The 14175-nt window shown below is 72.0% G+C and carries 17 protein-coding genes; 14 read left to right on the top strand and 3 right to left on the bottom strand.

What is annotated here, in order from left to right; all coding sequences use genetic code 11:
* Nucleotides 1-74 precede the first annotated feature (74 nt).
* Nucleotides 75-863, bottom strand: coding sequence for a hypothetical protein (locus tag EIO00_RS19885; RefSeq protein ID WP_241661478.1), 789 nt, complete (start codon nt 861-863; stop codon nt 75-77).
* Nucleotides 864-961: 98 nt separating this feature from the next.
* Between EIO00_RS19885 and EIO00_RS19880 the strand changes: the two genes are divergently transcribed.
* The 6 genes from EIO00_RS19880 (at nt 962) to EIO00_RS19855 (ending at nt 6651) form a co-directional block, all read left to right on the top strand.
* Entirely contained in the window at nt 962-1798 is an 837-nt protein-coding gene (locus EIO00_RS19880; protein ID WP_140181195.1) for a 2,3,4,5-tetrahydropyridine-2,6-dicarboxylate N-succinyltransferase, read from the top strand.
* A 955-nt stretch (nt 1799-2753) separates the two neighbouring features.
* Nucleotides 2754-2963 carry a hypothetical protein gene (locus EIO00_RS19875; RefSeq protein WP_140181193.1) on the top strand — a complete coding sequence of 70 codons (210 nt, stop codon included), beginning with the start codon at nt 2754-2756 and terminating at the stop codon, nt 2961-2963.
* Between the two features lie 423 nt (nt 2964-3386).
* Nucleotides 3387-3971, top strand: a complete 585-nt coding sequence (locus EIO00_RS19870) for a hypothetical protein (RefSeq protein WP_140181191.1) — start codon at nt 3387-3389, stop codon at nt 3969-3971.
* Nucleotides 3972-4035: 64 nt separating this feature from the next.
* Nucleotides 4036-5091 carry a succinyl-diaminopimelate desuccinylase gene (dapE, locus tag EIO00_RS19865; RefSeq protein ID WP_140181189.1) on the top strand — a complete coding sequence of 352 codons (1056 nt, stop codon included), beginning with the start codon at nt 4036-4038 and terminating at the stop codon, nt 5089-5091.
* Nucleotides 5092-5260: 169 nt separating this feature from the next.
* Entirely contained in the window at nt 5261-6058 is a 798-nt protein-coding gene (locus EIO00_RS19860) for an LOG family protein (protein ID WP_140181187.1), read from the top strand.
* Nucleotides 6058-6651, top strand: a complete 594-nt coding sequence (locus EIO00_RS19855) for an LOG family protein (RefSeq protein WP_140181185.1) — start codon at nt 6058-6060, stop codon at nt 6649-6651. Before EIO00_RS19860 ends, EIO00_RS19855 begins: the two co-directional genes overlap by 1 nt.
* A 44-nt stretch (nt 6652-6695) precedes the next feature.
* Here the strand turns inward: EIO00_RS19855 and EIO00_RS19850 are convergent, their stop codons facing one another.
* Nucleotides 6696-7256, bottom strand: coding sequence for a hypothetical protein (locus EIO00_RS19850; protein ID WP_140181183.1), 561 nt, complete (start codon nt 7254-7256; stop codon nt 6696-6698).
* A 9-nt stretch (nt 7257-7265) separates the two neighbouring features.
* Here EIO00_RS19850 and EIO00_RS19845 point away from each other — a divergent pair, with 9 nt between their 5' ends.
* The 5 genes from EIO00_RS19845 (at nt 7266) to EIO00_RS19825 (ending at nt 10696) form a co-directional block, all read left to right on the top strand.
* Nucleotides 7266-7772, top strand: a complete 507-nt coding sequence (locus EIO00_RS19845; protein ID WP_206664208.1) for a hypothetical protein — start codon at nt 7266-7268, stop codon at nt 7770-7772.
* Nucleotides 7769-8206, top strand: a complete 438-nt coding sequence (locus EIO00_RS19840; RefSeq protein ID WP_140181179.1) for an SRPBCC family protein — start codon at nt 7769-7771, stop codon at nt 8204-8206. The genes EIO00_RS19845 and EIO00_RS19840 overlap by 4 nt, the downstream gene beginning before the upstream one ends.
* Complete coding sequence (locus tag EIO00_RS19835) at nt 8203-8787, top strand: DNA-3-methyladenine glycosylase I (protein ID WP_140181177.1); 585 nt, start codon at nt 8203-8205, stop codon at nt 8785-8787. Before EIO00_RS19840 ends, EIO00_RS19835 begins: the two co-directional genes overlap by 4 nt.
* Before the next feature lie 191 nt (nt 8788-8978).
* Nucleotides 8979-9146, top strand: coding sequence for a DUF3117 domain-containing protein (locus EIO00_RS19830; RefSeq protein ID WP_103938117.1), 168 nt, complete (start codon nt 8979-8981; stop codon nt 9144-9146).
* Between the two features lie 95 nt (nt 9147-9241).
* On the top strand, nt 9242-10696 hold the full coding sequence (locus EIO00_RS19825) for a leucyl aminopeptidase (protein ID WP_140181175.1): 1455 nt from the start codon (nt 9242-9244) through the stop codon (nt 10694-10696).
* Between the two features lie 194 nt (nt 10697-10890).
* On the opposite strand, the gene EIO00_RS19820 is transcribed toward EIO00_RS19825, so the two are convergent.
* Nucleotides 10891-11493, bottom strand: a complete 603-nt coding sequence (locus EIO00_RS19820) for an O-methyltransferase (protein WP_140181173.1) — start codon at nt 11491-11493, stop codon at nt 10891-10893.
* A 310-nt stretch (nt 11494-11803) separates the two neighbouring features.
* Here EIO00_RS19820 and sigE point away from each other — a divergent pair, with 310 nt between their 5' ends.
* From sigE to EIO00_RS19805, 3 genes are read left to right on the top strand one after another with little or no spacing between them, the layout of a single operon-like run.
* On the top strand, nt 11804-12418 hold the full coding sequence (gene sigE / locus EIO00_RS19815; RefSeq protein ID WP_175596288.1) for an RNA polymerase sigma factor SigE: 615 nt from the start codon (nt 11804-11806) through the stop codon (nt 12416-12418).
* 13 nt (nt 12419-12431) lie between these two features.
* On the top strand, nt 12432-13025 hold the full coding sequence (locus EIO00_RS19810; RefSeq protein ID WP_140181171.1) for an anti-sigma factor family protein: 594 nt from the start codon (nt 12432-12434) through the stop codon (nt 13023-13025).
* Complete coding sequence (locus tag EIO00_RS19805; RefSeq protein WP_140181169.1) at nt 13022-14113, top strand: sigma-E factor regulatory protein RseB domain-containing protein; 1092 nt, start codon at nt 13022-13024, stop codon at nt 14111-14113. The genes EIO00_RS19810 and EIO00_RS19805 overlap by 4 nt, the downstream gene beginning before the upstream one ends.
* The last annotated feature ends 62 nt before the right edge of the window (nt 14114-14175 follow it).

The following is a 14175-nucleotide window of genomic DNA, read 5'->3' as shown; positions in this document are numbered from 1 at the left end:
ATCCCACGGGCACGGGCGAACGCCGCGACCCGGCGCCGCGCCGGATGCACGGGACCCGTGCGCCTCGGCGGATCTCAGCGGACGATGACGTGGGTGGCGGGGGCCTCGTCGTGCTCGGTCCAGCCGTCGTGGCCGGCCTCGGCCTCCCAGTGCAGGCCGGCGAACCGGACCTCGGAGATGCCGTGGGGCTGGGCGTGCGAGACCGCCCAGGAGGCGACCGCCCAGCCGGCCCGGCGGGTGGGGACCTTGATCCGGTACCGGTCGCCGTCCCGCGTCACCGGCAGCTTGCTCGTGCCGAACGTCTTGTGCAGGGCGCGCATCGCCTCCGGCAGCCGGGGCTCGACCCGCTTCCCGGGGGAGAACCAGCAGCGGACCGCCGCCGGGCGGCGGCCGGTGTAGGCCTCGGCGAGCTGCTTGGCGCGCGGCTCGTGCGGCGCGTACGCGGTGCCGTCCGCGCTGCGCTGCACCGCCTGGGCGGCGTCGTGCAGATCCCGGTCCAGATAGTCCTTCACCTTCACCAGCGCGTCATAGAACTTGCTGGTCGCGTACACCGGGTCGCGCAGCTGCTCCACCCGGCCCCAGCCTTGGGAGGGGCGCTGCTGGAAGATGCCGACCGAGTCCCGGTCGCCACCGGCCAGATTGCGGATGTGCGACTCCTGGATCGCCGTCGCGTAGGCGATCACCACTGCGCGTTCGGGCAGCGACTTGCGGAACGCCACACCCGCGATCGTCGCCGCGTTGGCCGCCTGTTCCAGGTCGAGCGGCACCGAGCCCTCGGCGGTGCGCACCTCGCAGTTGGACCCGTGCAGGTACGGCCGGGCATATGTCCATACCGCGTAACCGCTCGCGCCCAAGGCCGCCACAAGAGAGAGCACAACGGCGGTCGGGCGCCAGCGTCTCCAATCCCAACCCCGCACACCACGACCGTACCGGCTGATCGACCCCACTAAGCTCACCTGTCATGACCGATACGTTCACCAGCCCGATCCCCGGCGTCATCGACGAGCTGTGGGAGCGGCGGGACCAGCTCAGCCCCGACGACAGCGAGGCCCGCGCGGCCATCGTCGCCGCCGTGGACCAGATCGACACCGGCCAGGCCCGGGTCGCCTTCGTCGACCCCGCCACCGACGAGGTCGTGGTCGATGAGCGGGCCAAGCGGGCCATCCTGCTGAGCTTCAAGGTCCTCGGCATGGTGCGCGCCCAGGTCGGCGACTTCCACTACCACGACCGGATCCCGCTCAAGACCCGCATGGAGGGCGTGCGCGTCGTGCCCGGCGCCATCGCCCGTTGGGGCGCCTACCTGGCCCCCGGCGTGGTGCTGATGCCCTCGTTCACCAACATCGGCGCCTATGTCGACTCCGGCACCATGGTCGACACCTGGGCCACCGTCGGCTCCTGTGCCCAGATCGGCAAGAACGTCCACCTCTCCGGCGGCGTCGGCATCGGCGGTGTGCTCGAGCCTCCGAACGCCGTCCCGGTCGTGGTCGAGGACGACGCCTTCATCGGCTCGCGCTGCATGGTCGTGGACGGCGCCCGGGTCCGCCGCGGCGCCAAGCTGGGGGCAGGCGCCATCCTCACCAAGACCACCCGGGTCTTCGACGTGGAGACCGGCGAGGAGCTGCCGCGCGGCGAGGCCCCGGCCTGGTCGGTGTGCGTCAGCGGCACCCGGCCCAAGAAGTTCCCCGGCGGCGAGTTCGGCATGCCCTGCCTGCTCGTCCTCAAGCGCCTGGAGGAAGGCCAGCAGCACGACAAGCTGGCCCTCAACGAGATCCTCCGCGAGCACGGCGCCAACGCCTGATCTTCTTCTCGCGCTGGGGTCGGGCGGCCAGATGAGGCCGCCCGACCCCAGCTGCATGTCTTGATGAACGCCGCCGCCCCGTGCGGGCCGCTTCGGACGGGAACGACGGCTCGCTGACCGGATCCGGCCAATAACCGTCGTGCAGCGGGCGGCGGTTCTTCACTTCGCTCCTCCAGCTCGCTTGCGGCAGGTCGATCACCTGCATGGAAATGTCTGTGGTCGGCCGTGCCTCCCAGCAGGGGATGTTAGGCGTCCACTTACTGAATGCACATGGAAGTGGACGCGGTTAGGGCGTGGGTATACAGTCTGAGTTGATTCGAGTCAACTGCGCTATATGACCCTCTTGAAAAGAGTGCCGGTTCGGCATCGGCTGAATGACTCTGCAAGAGGTGTCCGGAGAGGGTCGGCCCGTGCCGGGAGGTGAGAGCGGTACGAACCGTCCGGCCAGACTGCTCAATGCGGCCACGCCATATGCGCCTATCGGCGAGGAGGAGGCTCGGGCCCGTCGTAAGGCGGCGATGTCGTGCCGCAGGCGCTTTCCCTGAAGAGGAGCGGGCAGGTGAGTTCGCAAGTCCTTCCCTAGAGGGAGGCATTGCCCCCACAGTCGGGCACGCCGAAGAGCCGTCGCCACTGCACAGCGGAGAGGAACTGTGCTCTGAACTTGACTCCCAGCGGGATCCCCAGAAGCCCGGTGAGGGATTTGAGGGCCCTGTGAAGGTTATGGATTCCTGGGGGATGAATCCGGCCTGAGCGAACCGGATCCGCTCACGGTGGACTCGTTGACGCCTGCGACCGCTCGGCTGATGTCGGAAGCCGATGAGTTGCAGCAGTGTCTCACCGTCGCATCTCCTGACCGGTCGGATACGGGTCGCCCATGGGAGGCGGAAATTCCGTGATGTGCGAGCGGAAGTCCGGTGTCGACTGTCTGCGAGCCCGTCGAGATGAGCTCGTTGAGATGATTGAGCGGACTCGGGCGAAGGCGGAGGCAGCGGAAGCGGCGATGGTGGAGGGCGACGAATTTCAACAGGGGATGCGGCGGCGAGTGCGGGAGCGGGACATTCGCCCCAGCCTTGAGGGATTGCGCATCGATTTTGCAGGCCGCCTGCATGACATGCGGTTGAATGCCCAAGAGGTGCTGCTGGAGCCATCGCCAGGTGAATCTTAGAGTGGAGATATCGAAGGATGACCTGATTATCGGCATGCTGGCGGGATCGCGCGCCTACTGGGGATGGAAAAAAGAGGCGGTAATCGCACGGGCTCGCACCCCGGCGGACCATGTGGCGGGACGGGTCTGATTTGCGTGGCGCAGAGGCTGTGCAGCAGCCGGTTGTCGGCGTGGGTGTCGGCATCCAGCGGGGATGGGGACGCCCGGGCGTCGGCGACGCGGGGTGCGGGCGGGGTGCAGGTCTCGTGCACCGACCCCGGCTCGACTCGCGAGACCCGCAGTGAGGTGTGCCGCCCGGGTGGGTCAGGAACGGAAATGTCATGACGACCGATATGCGAGGCCGCAGCGGCTACTGGGGCGAAGGAGGCGAGAGTCTCCAGAATCAGGTGAGAGTTGTCGTCGGTCAGTGCAAAGGGGTCAAACTTGAACATGGAGAGCGACCGCCGGAAATTTAGTGCCAATCTTTGTTTTATGGCTGCCATGGGGGCGTTGGCGGTGGGGTTGTCGGGGTGCGGGTCCGGTGTTTTGTTGGGTATGGGAAAGGGGGATGTCCCGACGCGGGTGATCGCCTTTGAGGATGTGGAGGCTCGTAATAGGCATTACATTGACTTGTTCAGTGAGCTGCTGGGGATCGGGCGGCTCATCCCGGATTCGACGAATCCGATGCCGTGCGGTGATGAGAATAAAGTTGAGGTCTTCCCTAATGGTGAGTTCGGTGTCAGTCCGTACCATGCGGTCACCTATGGCGATCTGAGGAATATTCCTTCGCAGCGAATCGAGCCGGCGTTCCGGCAGGCTCGAGACGCCCTGGCCGCCCGGGGATGGAGGATCCGGGGGTTCCGGGTCAATTCCGAGGCCGGATTCATAGAGTTCTCCGCCGCCAATCCCGCCGACGGCTACAGCACCAACTTCACGGGCTTGATCAATGAAGGGCGGATGTGGGTCAGCGTGGGCAGTCCGTGTGCCAAGCTGCCGCGGCGCCGGCCCAGCGGATCGCCCACGTCCTGAGGGCTCACGTCCTGGAGGCCCACCTCCTGAAGCCCGGGGAGCCGGATCGATAAGGTCAGGGGGCATGGGGCTTGACCTGGGCGCGGATGTGGCGGAGCTGACGGCGGCGGTCGTCGACATCGAGTCGGTGAGCGGATCGGAGAGGGAGCTGGCCGACGCGGTGGAGGAGGCGCTCGCGCCGCTGAGACACCTGCGGGTGGAGCGGGACGGGGACGCGGTGATCGCCCGCACCGAGCTGGGACGGGCGGAACGCGTGGTGATCGCCGGGCATCTGGACACGGTGCCGGTGAACGGGAACCTGCCCTCGAAGGTGGTGGGGGACCGGCTGTACGGGTGCGGGACCTCCGACATGAAGAGCGGGCTGGCCGTGATGCTCAAGCTCGCCGCCACCGTCACCGAGCCCCGGCGGGATGTGACGTACCTGTTCTATGAGTGCGAGGAGGTCGAGGAGGCCCGCAACGGGCTGGCCCGGCTCGCCGCCTCCCGCCCCGAGGTGCTCAAGGGCGACTTCGCGGTGCTGATGGAGCCCACCTGCGCCGCCATCGAGGGCGGCTGCCAGGGCACCATCCGCGTCGAGGTGACCGCCTCGGGCGAACGCGCCCACAGCGCACGGTCGTGGATGGGGGTGAACGCCATCCACAGGGCCGGGGAGATCCTCGACATCCTGCGCGCCTACCGGCCCCGCAAGCCCGTGGTGGACGGGCTGGAGTACCACGAGGGGCTGAACGCCGTGTTCGTCCGCGGCGGCGTCGCGGGCAACGTGATCCCCGACGAGTGCACGGTCACCGTCAACTACCGGTTCGCGCCCGACAAGACCCTCGCCGAGGCCGAGGCGTATCTGCGGGAGCTGTTCGCGGGCTTCGCCGTCGAGGTGGTCGACGCGGCCGAGGCGGCGCGGCCGGGGCTGCATCATCCGGCGGCGGCCGACTTCGTGGCGGCGGTCGGCGGGACCCCGCGCGCCAAGCTGGGGTGGACCGATGTGGCGCGGTTCTCCGCGCTGGGGGTTCCCGCCGTCAACTACGGCCCGGGCGACCCGCCGCTGGCGCACACCAAGGACGAGTACGTGGAGATTCCGCGCATCCGCGAGTGCGAGGAGCGGATGCGGGCCTGGCTCAGCTGACGGCGTCGTTCATCCGGCGAGAACGCTCGCCCGGCGGCACTGTTCGCGCGACGGGGCCGTTCACCAGGCGGCGCCCGACGGCGCCGCTCACCTGAGGGTGCCGTTCACCTGGCGGCACCGTGATTTTCACTTGAGTGCGTCAGGTCCCGGGGGGCTAACGTTGAACGCCATGAACTCCGAGAACACCAAGCGCACGCACCGGCAGGGACCCGCGATGCTGCGGGGAAAGGCCATTCCGCGGACCACCACCGACGAGCGACTGCTGGACAACCGGGGGCCGGCGGACTGGGTGCATGCCGACCCGTGGCGCGTGCTGCGCATCCAGGCGGAGTTCGTGGAGGGTTTCGGGCTGCTGGCCGAGCTGGGCCGGGCGGTCAGCGTGTTCGGCTCCGCACGCACCGCGCCGGACTCGGACGAGTACCGGCTCGGCGTGGAGATCGGCCGCCGGCTGGCCGAGGCGGGATACGCGGTGATCACCGGCGGCGGTCCCGGGATCATGGAGGCCGCCAACAAGGGCGCCGCCGAGGCCGGCGGCGTGTCAGTCGGGCTCGGCATCGAGCTGCCGTTCGAACAGCGGTTGAACGACTATCTCGATATCGGCCTGGAGTTCCGGTACTTCTTCGTCCGCAAGACGATGTTCGTCAAGTACTCCCAGGCGTTCGTGGTGCTGCCCGGCGGGTTCGGCACCATGGACGAGCTGTTCGAGGCGCTCACCCTGGTGCAGACCCGCAAGGTCACCCGGTTCCCGATCGTGCTGGTCGGCAGCGCCTTCTGGGGCGGCCTGCTGGACTGGATCAAGAGCGTGATGCTGCCCGCTGGCAAGATCCACGAGAGCGATCTGGAGCTGGTGCACCTGACCGACGACCCGGCCGAGGCCGTCCAGGTGATCCTGGACGCGCACGCCGAGCACCGACGGCGGCTGGAGGAGTCCGCGGCGGGCCGGTCGGCCGACGAGGCGGTCCGCTGATGGGCGGTCTGGCCGTCTGCGTGTTCTGCGCCTCCAGCAACCGGATCGACAGACGTTTCATCGATCTCGCCGAACGGGTCGGGACCGAACTGGCCCGGCGCGGTCACTCGCTGGTCAGCGGCGGCGCCCGGATCTCCTGCATGGGCGCGGTCGCCCGGGCCGCCCGGGCCGGCGGCGCCCGCACCGTCGGAGTCATCCCCGAGGCGCTGGTCAGCGTCGAGATCGCCGACGAGGACAACGACGAGCTGATCGTCACCCCCGACATGCGGTCCCGCAAGGGCGAGATGGACCGGCGCAGCGACGCCTTCCTGGTGCTGCCCGGCGGCATCGGCACCCTGGAGGAGCTGATGGAGGTCTGGACCTCCCGGGTGCTGGGCATGCACGACAAGCCGCTGGTCATCCTCGACCCCTACGGGGTGTACGACCCGCTGCGGGAGCTGATGATCCGGCTCACCGAGCAGGGCTTCACCCGCCCCGGGCTCTTCGACGCCATCGGCTGGACCGCCTCGCTGGAGGAGGCCTTCGACCTTCTCGAAGGCCGGCAGATCCCGTTGAAGCCCACCGCGGAGGACTACGCCGAAGCCGAGCCGTGAGCCCGGGCGTCCGCTCGGGCGCACCGGAGCGGGGGAGGGGGCGGCTAGGCCAGGCCGCGCCGGGACAGCTTGGGGGGACGGTCCCCCTTGATCGCAGCGACCATGTCGAGGACCTGCCGGACCGCCGGCACGTCCGGCGCCGTCACCGCGAACACGCGGACGCCCAGCCAGGCGTGGACGGAGATCGCGGCCAGCCGGCCGGGATCCTCCCGGACGGGCTCGTCGTCGAGGCGCACCAGGACGGCGAGCCCGTCCCCGGCGATCTCCTCGATCCGCCGCACCGAGGGCCGCGGCCCCACGTCCACGATCAGGCCGTCCGGCCGCACCCCCGCCTTCAGCGCGCGCTGCGGATCCCGGCATATCAGCCCGCTCCCGGCCCTCGCCGCCTCCTCGGCCAGCTCGTCCCCCACGTACAGATCGGGGGCGGCATAGGCTGGGACGGGGACGGTCATCGCGACCGCGGGTCCCGCCTCGGCGAGCTCGGGCCGGGTCGAGGTGACGATGTCCACGCCCTCCGGGATGTCCTCGGCCCCGTCGATCGGGCCGGTCAGCCAGATCGCCGGATCGCCGGCGCCGAGCACCCTCGAGGCAAGCCGCAACTGCATGCTCCGATCGTGGCACGATCCCCGGTGGGAGCCCGAACCGAGGGGAGCGACATCGTGCTGGTGGTCCTCGTCCTGGCCGGCCTGGCCGTGCTGGCGGCGGTCGTCGCCATCGCCGTGGGCCGGGGCGGCGAGCTGAGCGAGGCGCGTCCGGACGTCCCGCCCCTGCAGATGCCCACCGGACGGCGGCTGACCGGTTCGGACGTGCGGTACCTGCACCTGCCGCACGGGTTGTGGGGCTACCAGACCGAGATCGCCGACGAGGCGCTGCACCGGCTGGCCTATGCGCTGGACGAACGCGACGCCCGGCTGGCGGAGCTGGAGCGGGAGCTGGCGGAGCTGCGCCGCCGCTGCGCCGGCGCCGCCCGGGAGGGGCGGGAGGGGCCGGCGGAGGAGGCGCGGCCGACGGCGCGTCCGGACGAGGAGGAGGAGATCGGGACGGAGCCGACCCCGCCCGACGGGCCGGGGCCGCTCTCCTCGCCGTTCGCGGAGCGCCCGGTGGAGGAGGAGTCCCGGTGAGCCGGGTGTCGGTCGGCGCCGAGGCGGTCTGCGCCGCGCCCGCCGAGACGGTGTTCGAGGTGCTCACCGACTGGCCGCGGCACATCGAGTGGATGCCGTTCACCCGGGCCGAGGGCGGGCGCGGGGTCGGCGCCGGGCTGGTGGGGCGGACCGGCGTGGGACCCGTGGGCTTCACCGACGCCATGGTGATCACCGAGTGGGCGCCGGGTCGCCGGGTCGCGGTGCGGCACACCGGGCGGGCGGTGCGCGGCGCGGCCCGGTTCGAGATCGTTCCGCGGTCGGGCGGCGGCAGCGTCGTGCTGTGGACCGAGCGGCTGGAGTTGCCGCTGGGGCCGGTGGGCCGGCTCGGCTGGGCGCTGCTGCACCGGCCGGTGCGCGCGGTGATGCGGCTGAGCCTGCGCCGGCTGGCGCGGCTGGCGGAGGGGGCCCGATGAGCCCGGCGGTCGTGGGCGCGGACGGGCTGGCGCGCTGTCCGTGGGCGCTGTCGGCCCCCGACTACGTCGCCTACCACGATCAGGAGTGGGGGCGCCCGGTCACCGACGATCAGGGCCTGTACGAACGGCTGTGCCTGGAGGCGTTCCAGTCCGGTCTGTCGTGGCTCACCATCCTGCGCAAGCGGGAGGCGTTCCGGGCGGCGTTCGCCGGCTTCGACATGGCGACGGTCGCCGCCTACGGGCCGCGGGAGGTCGAGCGGCTGCTCGCCGACGCCGGCATCGTCCGCAACCGCGCCAAGATCGAGGCGGCGATCGCCAACGCCCGGGCCGCGCTGGAGCTGCCCGAGGGGCTGGCCGCCCTGGTGTGGCGGTACGCCGATCCGGACGCCCCCGCCCCGCGCACCTCGGCCGACGTGCCGGCCTCCACCCCCGGCTCCGCCGCGCTGGCCCGGGAGCTGAAGCGGCGCGGGTTCCGTTTCGTGGGCCCGACGACCGTGTACGCCCTCATGCAGGCGTGCGGCCTGGTCGACGACCATCTCCTCGGCTGCTGCCGGCGTGGCGCGCACCGTGCCGCGATATAGGCTTTGACATGGGAAAACGTGCTCTGGCCAGGATGTCGGGTCCCAGGATGGGAACGGTCTGGAGACTGATCGTTACCACTTCGCGTCCGGAACACGGGATAATGGACTACTACTGATGATGCGGATGCGAACGGCGGCCACGCGGCCAAAGGTGTCCGGCACGCGGCCCTACGCAGGAAGGGGATGCACGCATGGCGGCGATGAAGCCGCGGACGGGTGACGGTCCGCTCGAGGTGACCAAGGAGGGGCGCGGCATCGTGATGCGCGTTCCGCTGGAAGGCGGCGGACGCCTCGTCGTCGAGCTCTCCGCTGAAGAGGCCAGCGAGCTGGGCGACGCGCTCAAGAACGTCGTCGGCTGACGGCCGGCATCTGATCCGAGGAAGCGCAGTGGCGGCCCGGACGGGCCGCCACTGCGGCGGTGCCGTCGTTCGGGCGGCGGGTTCAGGGGGAGTGCATGCCGATCCGTACCCGGGTCAGTCCGGTGGATGACGGCCGTCCGGCCGCTGAGATCGCCCTCGCCGAGGGCGCCGAGCTGGTGGCCGTCCCGGTCCGCTCCGGCCCGGAGGCGGATGTCGCGGCCCTGGGCGTCCCGCCGCCGGTGGACCCGGCCGAGCTGCTGGCGTTCCACGACGCCAAGGGCGAGGCCGGCGAGGTGGTGGCCTGCCCCCTGCGCCTCGGCGACCGCACCGCGGAGCTGGTGCTGTACGGGGTGGGCGACGGCTCGCCGGACGGGCTGCGCCGCGCCGGCGCCGCGCTGGCCCGCCGCGCCAAGGGCCGGGAGCACCTGGTGGCCGTCCCGCCCGAGGGCGACCTGACGGCGTTCGTCGAGGGCCTGCTGCTGGGGTCGTACGAGTTCTGGATCGGCGAGGAGCCCCGCAGGCGCGCCGTCGGCGCCGTCACGGTGCGCACCGCCGACCGGGCGGCCGTGGACCGCGCCGTGATCGTCGCGGAGGCCGTCGCCCGGGCCCGCGACCTGGCCAACGAGCCCTCCACCGCCAAGGATCCGGCCTGGCTGGCCGACCGGGCCGTGGAGTTCGCCGAGGCCGCCTCCCTGGGCGTGCGGGTCCGCGACGAGGACGCCCTGCGCGCCGAGGGATTCGGCGGGCTGCTGGCGGTCGGCGCCGGATCGGTGCGTCCGCCCCGGCTGATCGAGCTGACCTATGAGCCCGCGGGCGGCGCCGATCGGCATCTGGTGCTGGTGGGCAAGGGCATCACGTTCGACAGCGGCGGGCTGTCGCTCAAGCCCACCGACAACATGAAGACGATGAAGACCGACATGGCCGCCGCCGGCGCGGTCATGGCGGTGCTGCGGGCCCTGCCCGCCCTGAACGCCCCGGTCAAGGTCACCGGCCTGGTCGCCGCCGCGGAGAACGCCTTCTCCGGCAGCGCCATGCGGCCCAGCGACGTGATCTCCCACTACGGCGGCAAGACCAGCGAGGTGCTCAACACCGACGCCGAGGGGCGGCTGGTCCTCGCCGACGCCCTGGCCTACGCCGACGCCGAGCTGGACCCCGACGCGGTGATCGACATCGCCACCCTCACCGGCGCCGCCAAGGTCGCGCTGGGGCTGCGGCACGCCGCCCTGTTCGCCACCGACGACGCCCTCGCCGCCGACCTTCTGGCCGCCGGCGAGGCCTCCGGTGAGCCGGTGTGGCGGATGCCCCTCATCGACGACTACCGTCCGGGTCTGGACTCCCAGGTCGCCGACGTGGCCAACATCGAGCGCCGCGGCTACGGCGGCGGCGCCATCATGGCCGCCCTGTTCCTCCGGGAGTTCGTCGGCAAGCGGCCCTGGGCCCATCTCGACATCGCCGGCCCCGCCCGCTCCACCTCCGACGAGGCCGAGCTCACCAAGGGCGCCACCGGCTACGGGGTCCGCCTCCTGCTGAACTTCCTCACCGCCCGCTGACCCCTCGCCGCGCCGGCCCTCGGGCCGCGGACCCGGCGGTCGCGCCCGGCCGGGGAGGGCGACGGTCCGCGACGGCCCGGCGGTGCGCGGTCCGTGCGGCCCTCGCGCAGGGGGAGGGGCCGCGTCCGGCGGGGCGGGCGTCGCGGCGCGTCCGCGGCCGCCGACCCGACGCCGTCGGTCCGGCGGCGGGAAGCTCACTCGCGCTTGAGGGCGCACAGCAGGCCGTCCCCCACCGGGAGCAGCAGGGGCACCAGGCGTTCGTCGTCGCGGACCATGCGGACGGTCTCGCGGATCGCCTCGGTCTCCGGGTCCCGGCGGCTCGGATCGGCGACGCGATGGTGCCACAGGGCGTTGTCGAACGCGACGACTCCGCCGGGCCGCAGCAGCCGCAGCGCCGCGGTCAGATAGTCGGGGTACTCCTCCTTGGCGGCGTCGCAGAACACCATGTCGTAGGCGCCGTCGGTGAGCCGGGGCAGCACGTCCAGCGCCCGGCCCACGATCATCCGGGTGCGCGAAGGGCTGAACCCGGCCGCCGCGTACGCCTCCTTGGCCAGCCGCTGGTGGGCCAGCTCCAGATCGACGCTGGTCAGCACGCCGTCCGGGCGCATGCCGCGCAGCAGCCAGATGCCGGAGACCCCGCATCCGGAGCCGATCTCCACCACGGTCCGTGCGTCCAGCATGGCGGCCAGGAAGCGCAGCGCCGCCCCGCCGGCCGGGCCGATCGGCGTCGCGCCCGCCTCCTCGCCGAGCCGGCGGGCGTTGAGCAGCGCCTCGTCCTCGGGGAGGTATTCCTCCACGAAAGCCAGGGTGGCCTGTACCGCGTCGATGGCTGCCTCCCTCAGTGCCCTGGTGTGCTGGACGAACAATATCGAGGTTCGGTCGTGGGACCGCGACCGCGCACTCGGGGACCAAACCCGCCGTTGACTGAATTGCGCAGATCTTAAAAAGCGGCGACCGCATTCGGGAACCAAACGGCGCCCTGCGACGTTGAGACCCTTGAGTCGGTTCATGAACGCCCAGCCCAGGCGTGACCGTGTCGTCTCGGCGCGGCAACTTCTGTCGGCAGAGAGGAACGGCCATGGCAGGCAGAGCGCTGGAGGTACGCCCATGAACGTCGCGGCGCTGTCGCTGACCGGGGGGGTCGCGGCGCGCGATCGCGACCATGCGCCGGAGGCCCGATGGGAACCTCCGTCATGGGACGAGGTCGTGCGGGAGCACTCTGGGCGGGTGTACCGGCTCGCTTATCGACTGACCGGCAACCCGCACGACGCCGAGGACCTCACCCAAGAGGTCTTCGTCCGGGTGTTCCGGTCGCTGTCGAACTACACCCCGGGCACCTTCGAGGGCTGGCTGCACCGGATCACCACCAACCTCTTCCTCGACATGGCGCGCCGTAGGCAGCGCATCCGCTTCGAGGGCCTGGCCGACGACGCGGCGGATCGGCTGCAGGGGCGCGAGCCCACCCCGGCGCAGGCCTATGACGACAGCAGGCTCGACGCCGACGTGCAGGCCGCGCTGGACGCCCTGGCGCCGGAGTACCGTGCGGCCGTGGTGCTGTGCGACATCGAGGGTCTGTCCTATGAGGAGATCGCCGCCACACTGGGCGTGAAGCTCGGCACGGTGCGCAGCAGGATCCATCGCGGGCGGGCGCAGCTGCGGGCCGCCCTGGAGCACCGTGCGCCGCGCCGTGCGGAGGCGTCGGAGGGCCGCCAGAGGACCTGAGGGAGGACGACGCGTGAGTTGCCTGGGGGAGCGCCTGACCGCCCTGGTCGACGGTGAGCTGGATCACGACGAGCGTGATCGCGCGCTCGCGCATCTGGCCGGCTGCGACCGGTGCCGGGAAGAGGCCGACACGCTGCGCCGGATCAAGGACCGGCTGCGCGCGCTGGCCGCTCCTCCCACGGACCCGGCCGACGCGCCGGACCTGCCCGACGACGACTTCGTGAAGCGGCTGCTGGCGCTGGGGGAGCAGGTCGACGTCACCTCACCGCCGGACGAGGGGTCGGGCTCGTCGATGTTCCCCCCGCCCTCCCCCCTGCCGCCGCGCACCGTCATGCCGCGGCCCCGCGATACCCGTCCCGCCGGCCGGGCCTTTCACCGCGGCGCCGCCGTGGTGGCGGTCGGGCGCCGCATCCGGCGCCGCTATCTGGCCGCCGGGGCCGCCGCCGTGGTGCTCGGCCTCGGCTCCGCCTCGTACCTGGCGGGCGCCGTCTCGGACGAGGAGCGCGCCCCGGTGGTCCCGGCGTTCGACCGCCTGGAGGTCGAGCACGCGCTGACCAACGGCGTCCTGCCGCTGATGGAGACCTCTCCCGCACCGGCCGCGCCGTGAGCCGGGCGTTCGTCGCGCCGCTCGCCGCGTTCGGCAGACGCGGCCCGTGGGCGGCGGGCGGGCTCGCCGCGGTCCTGCTGCTGGCCTGGACGCTGGCCGGGGACGCCCGCACGGGACGCCGCGCCGACGGCGACGACCCCGCGGCCCTGGAGCTGCTGCGCGGCACCGCCGCCGCGGCCCGCGCCACCCCCTATGAGGGGGTGCAGACCCGTGTCGCCTACCACTCCGGCACGCCGGTCCGGACGGTGGTGACCGTGCGGCACGCCCCGGGCGGCGCCGCGCTGGTCGACGACGCCCCCGCCGCCTCCCGGGAACGCTCCACCCGCTTCGGCGGCCTGGCCGGGGCCGCCGCGACCGCCGGCGGGCTCACCGGCTTCACCCCCGAGACGTTGGACCTGCTGGCCCGCAACTACACGGTGGCGCGGGCGGCCGACGAGGCGGTGTGCCGGAGACGGGCCAGGGTGGTCGAGGCCCGCCGCGCCGACGGCGGGGTCGCCGGCCGGTTCTGGATCGACGCCGAGACCGGGCTGATGCTGCACCGCGAGCTGTTCGACGAGACCGGCCGCCTGGTCGCCGCCACCGGCTTCACCGAGCTGCGGATCGCCGTGCCGCAGACCGTCCTGGCGTCCGCGGCGGCCCCGACCCGGGCCGCCCCGTGGGCCGCGGTCTCCGCCGCCGAGGTCGCCGAGCTGCGCGAGGACGGGTGGCCGGTGCCCGAGGAGCTGCCCGGCGGGTTCGCGCTGCAGGCCGTGCGGCGCTCGGGATCCGCCGACGGACACGCCCTGCATCTGGGCTACACCGACGGGTTGGCCGAGGTGTCGGTGTTCGTGCAGCGCGGCCGGCTCGACACCCGCGCCCTGGCCGGATGGCGCCGCACCCGCGGCGAGGAGGGCGTGGTCTTCCGACGCGAAGGCCGGCAACGGTGGGCCTTGTGGGGCGGCGATGGCTATGTTTATACGGTTCTGACCGACGCCCCGCGCTCTGTTGCGGACACGGTGGTGGCCGCGTTCCCGCACGGCGCCGGATGGCTCGAGCGCCTGTGGCGGGGGGCCCGGCGAATCGGCATATGGGCGAATCCCTGGAACTGATCGGCTCTTATGCTCATCACATGCCGTGACGGGCACGATGGCCTTGGACGACGACGACACGC

It is taken from the genome of Thermomonospora catenispora (assembly GCF_006363815.1).
Lineage (GTDB): Bacteria > Actinomycetota > Actinomycetes > Streptosporangiales > Streptosporangiaceae > Thermomonospora > Thermomonospora catenispora.
Note: the sequence above shows the minus strand (reverse complement) of the source record. Positions and strands in the feature narration are given on the sequence as shown.

Bases quoted from the DNA above. Each gene is read 5' to 3' on its own strand.
- sigE (WP_175596288.1), top strand. From the start codon at position 11,804: ATGAACGTCGCGGCGCTGTCGCTGACCGGGGGGGTCGCGGCGCGCGAT.
- dapE (WP_140181189.1), top strand. From the start codon at position 4,036: ATGGGGCTTGACCTGGGCGCGGATGTGGCGGAGCTGACGGCGGCGGTC.
- EIO00_RS19855 (WP_140181185.1), top strand. From the start codon at position 6,058: ATGGGCGGTCTGGCCGTCTGCGTGTTCTGCGCCTCCAGCAACCGGATC.
- EIO00_RS19880 (WP_140181195.1), top strand. From the start codon at position 962: ATGACCGATACGTTCACCAGCCCGATCCCCGGCGTCATCGACGAGCTG.
- EIO00_RS19830 (WP_103938117.1), top strand. From the start codon at position 8,979: ATGGCGGCGATGAAGCCGCGGACGGGTGACGGTCCGCTCGAGGTGACC.
- EIO00_RS19850 (WP_140181183.1), bottom strand. From the start codon at position 7,256: ATGCAGTTGCGGCTTGCCTCGAGGGTGCTCGGCGCCGGCGATCCGGCG.
- EIO00_RS19825 (WP_140181175.1), top strand. From the start codon at position 9,242: ATGCCGATCCGTACCCGGGTCAGTCCGGTGGATGACGGCCGTCCGGCC.
- EIO00_RS19875 (WP_140181193.1), top strand. From the start codon at position 2,754: ATGATTGAGCGGACTCGGGCGAAGGCGGAGGCAGCGGAAGCGGCGATG.
- EIO00_RS19835 (WP_140181177.1), top strand. From the start codon at position 8,203: ATGAGCCCGGCGGTCGTGGGCGCGGACGGGCTGGCGCGCTGTCCGTGG.
- EIO00_RS19860 (WP_140181187.1), top strand. From the start codon at position 5,261: ATGAACTCCGAGAACACCAAGCGCACGCACCGGCAGGGACCCGCGATG.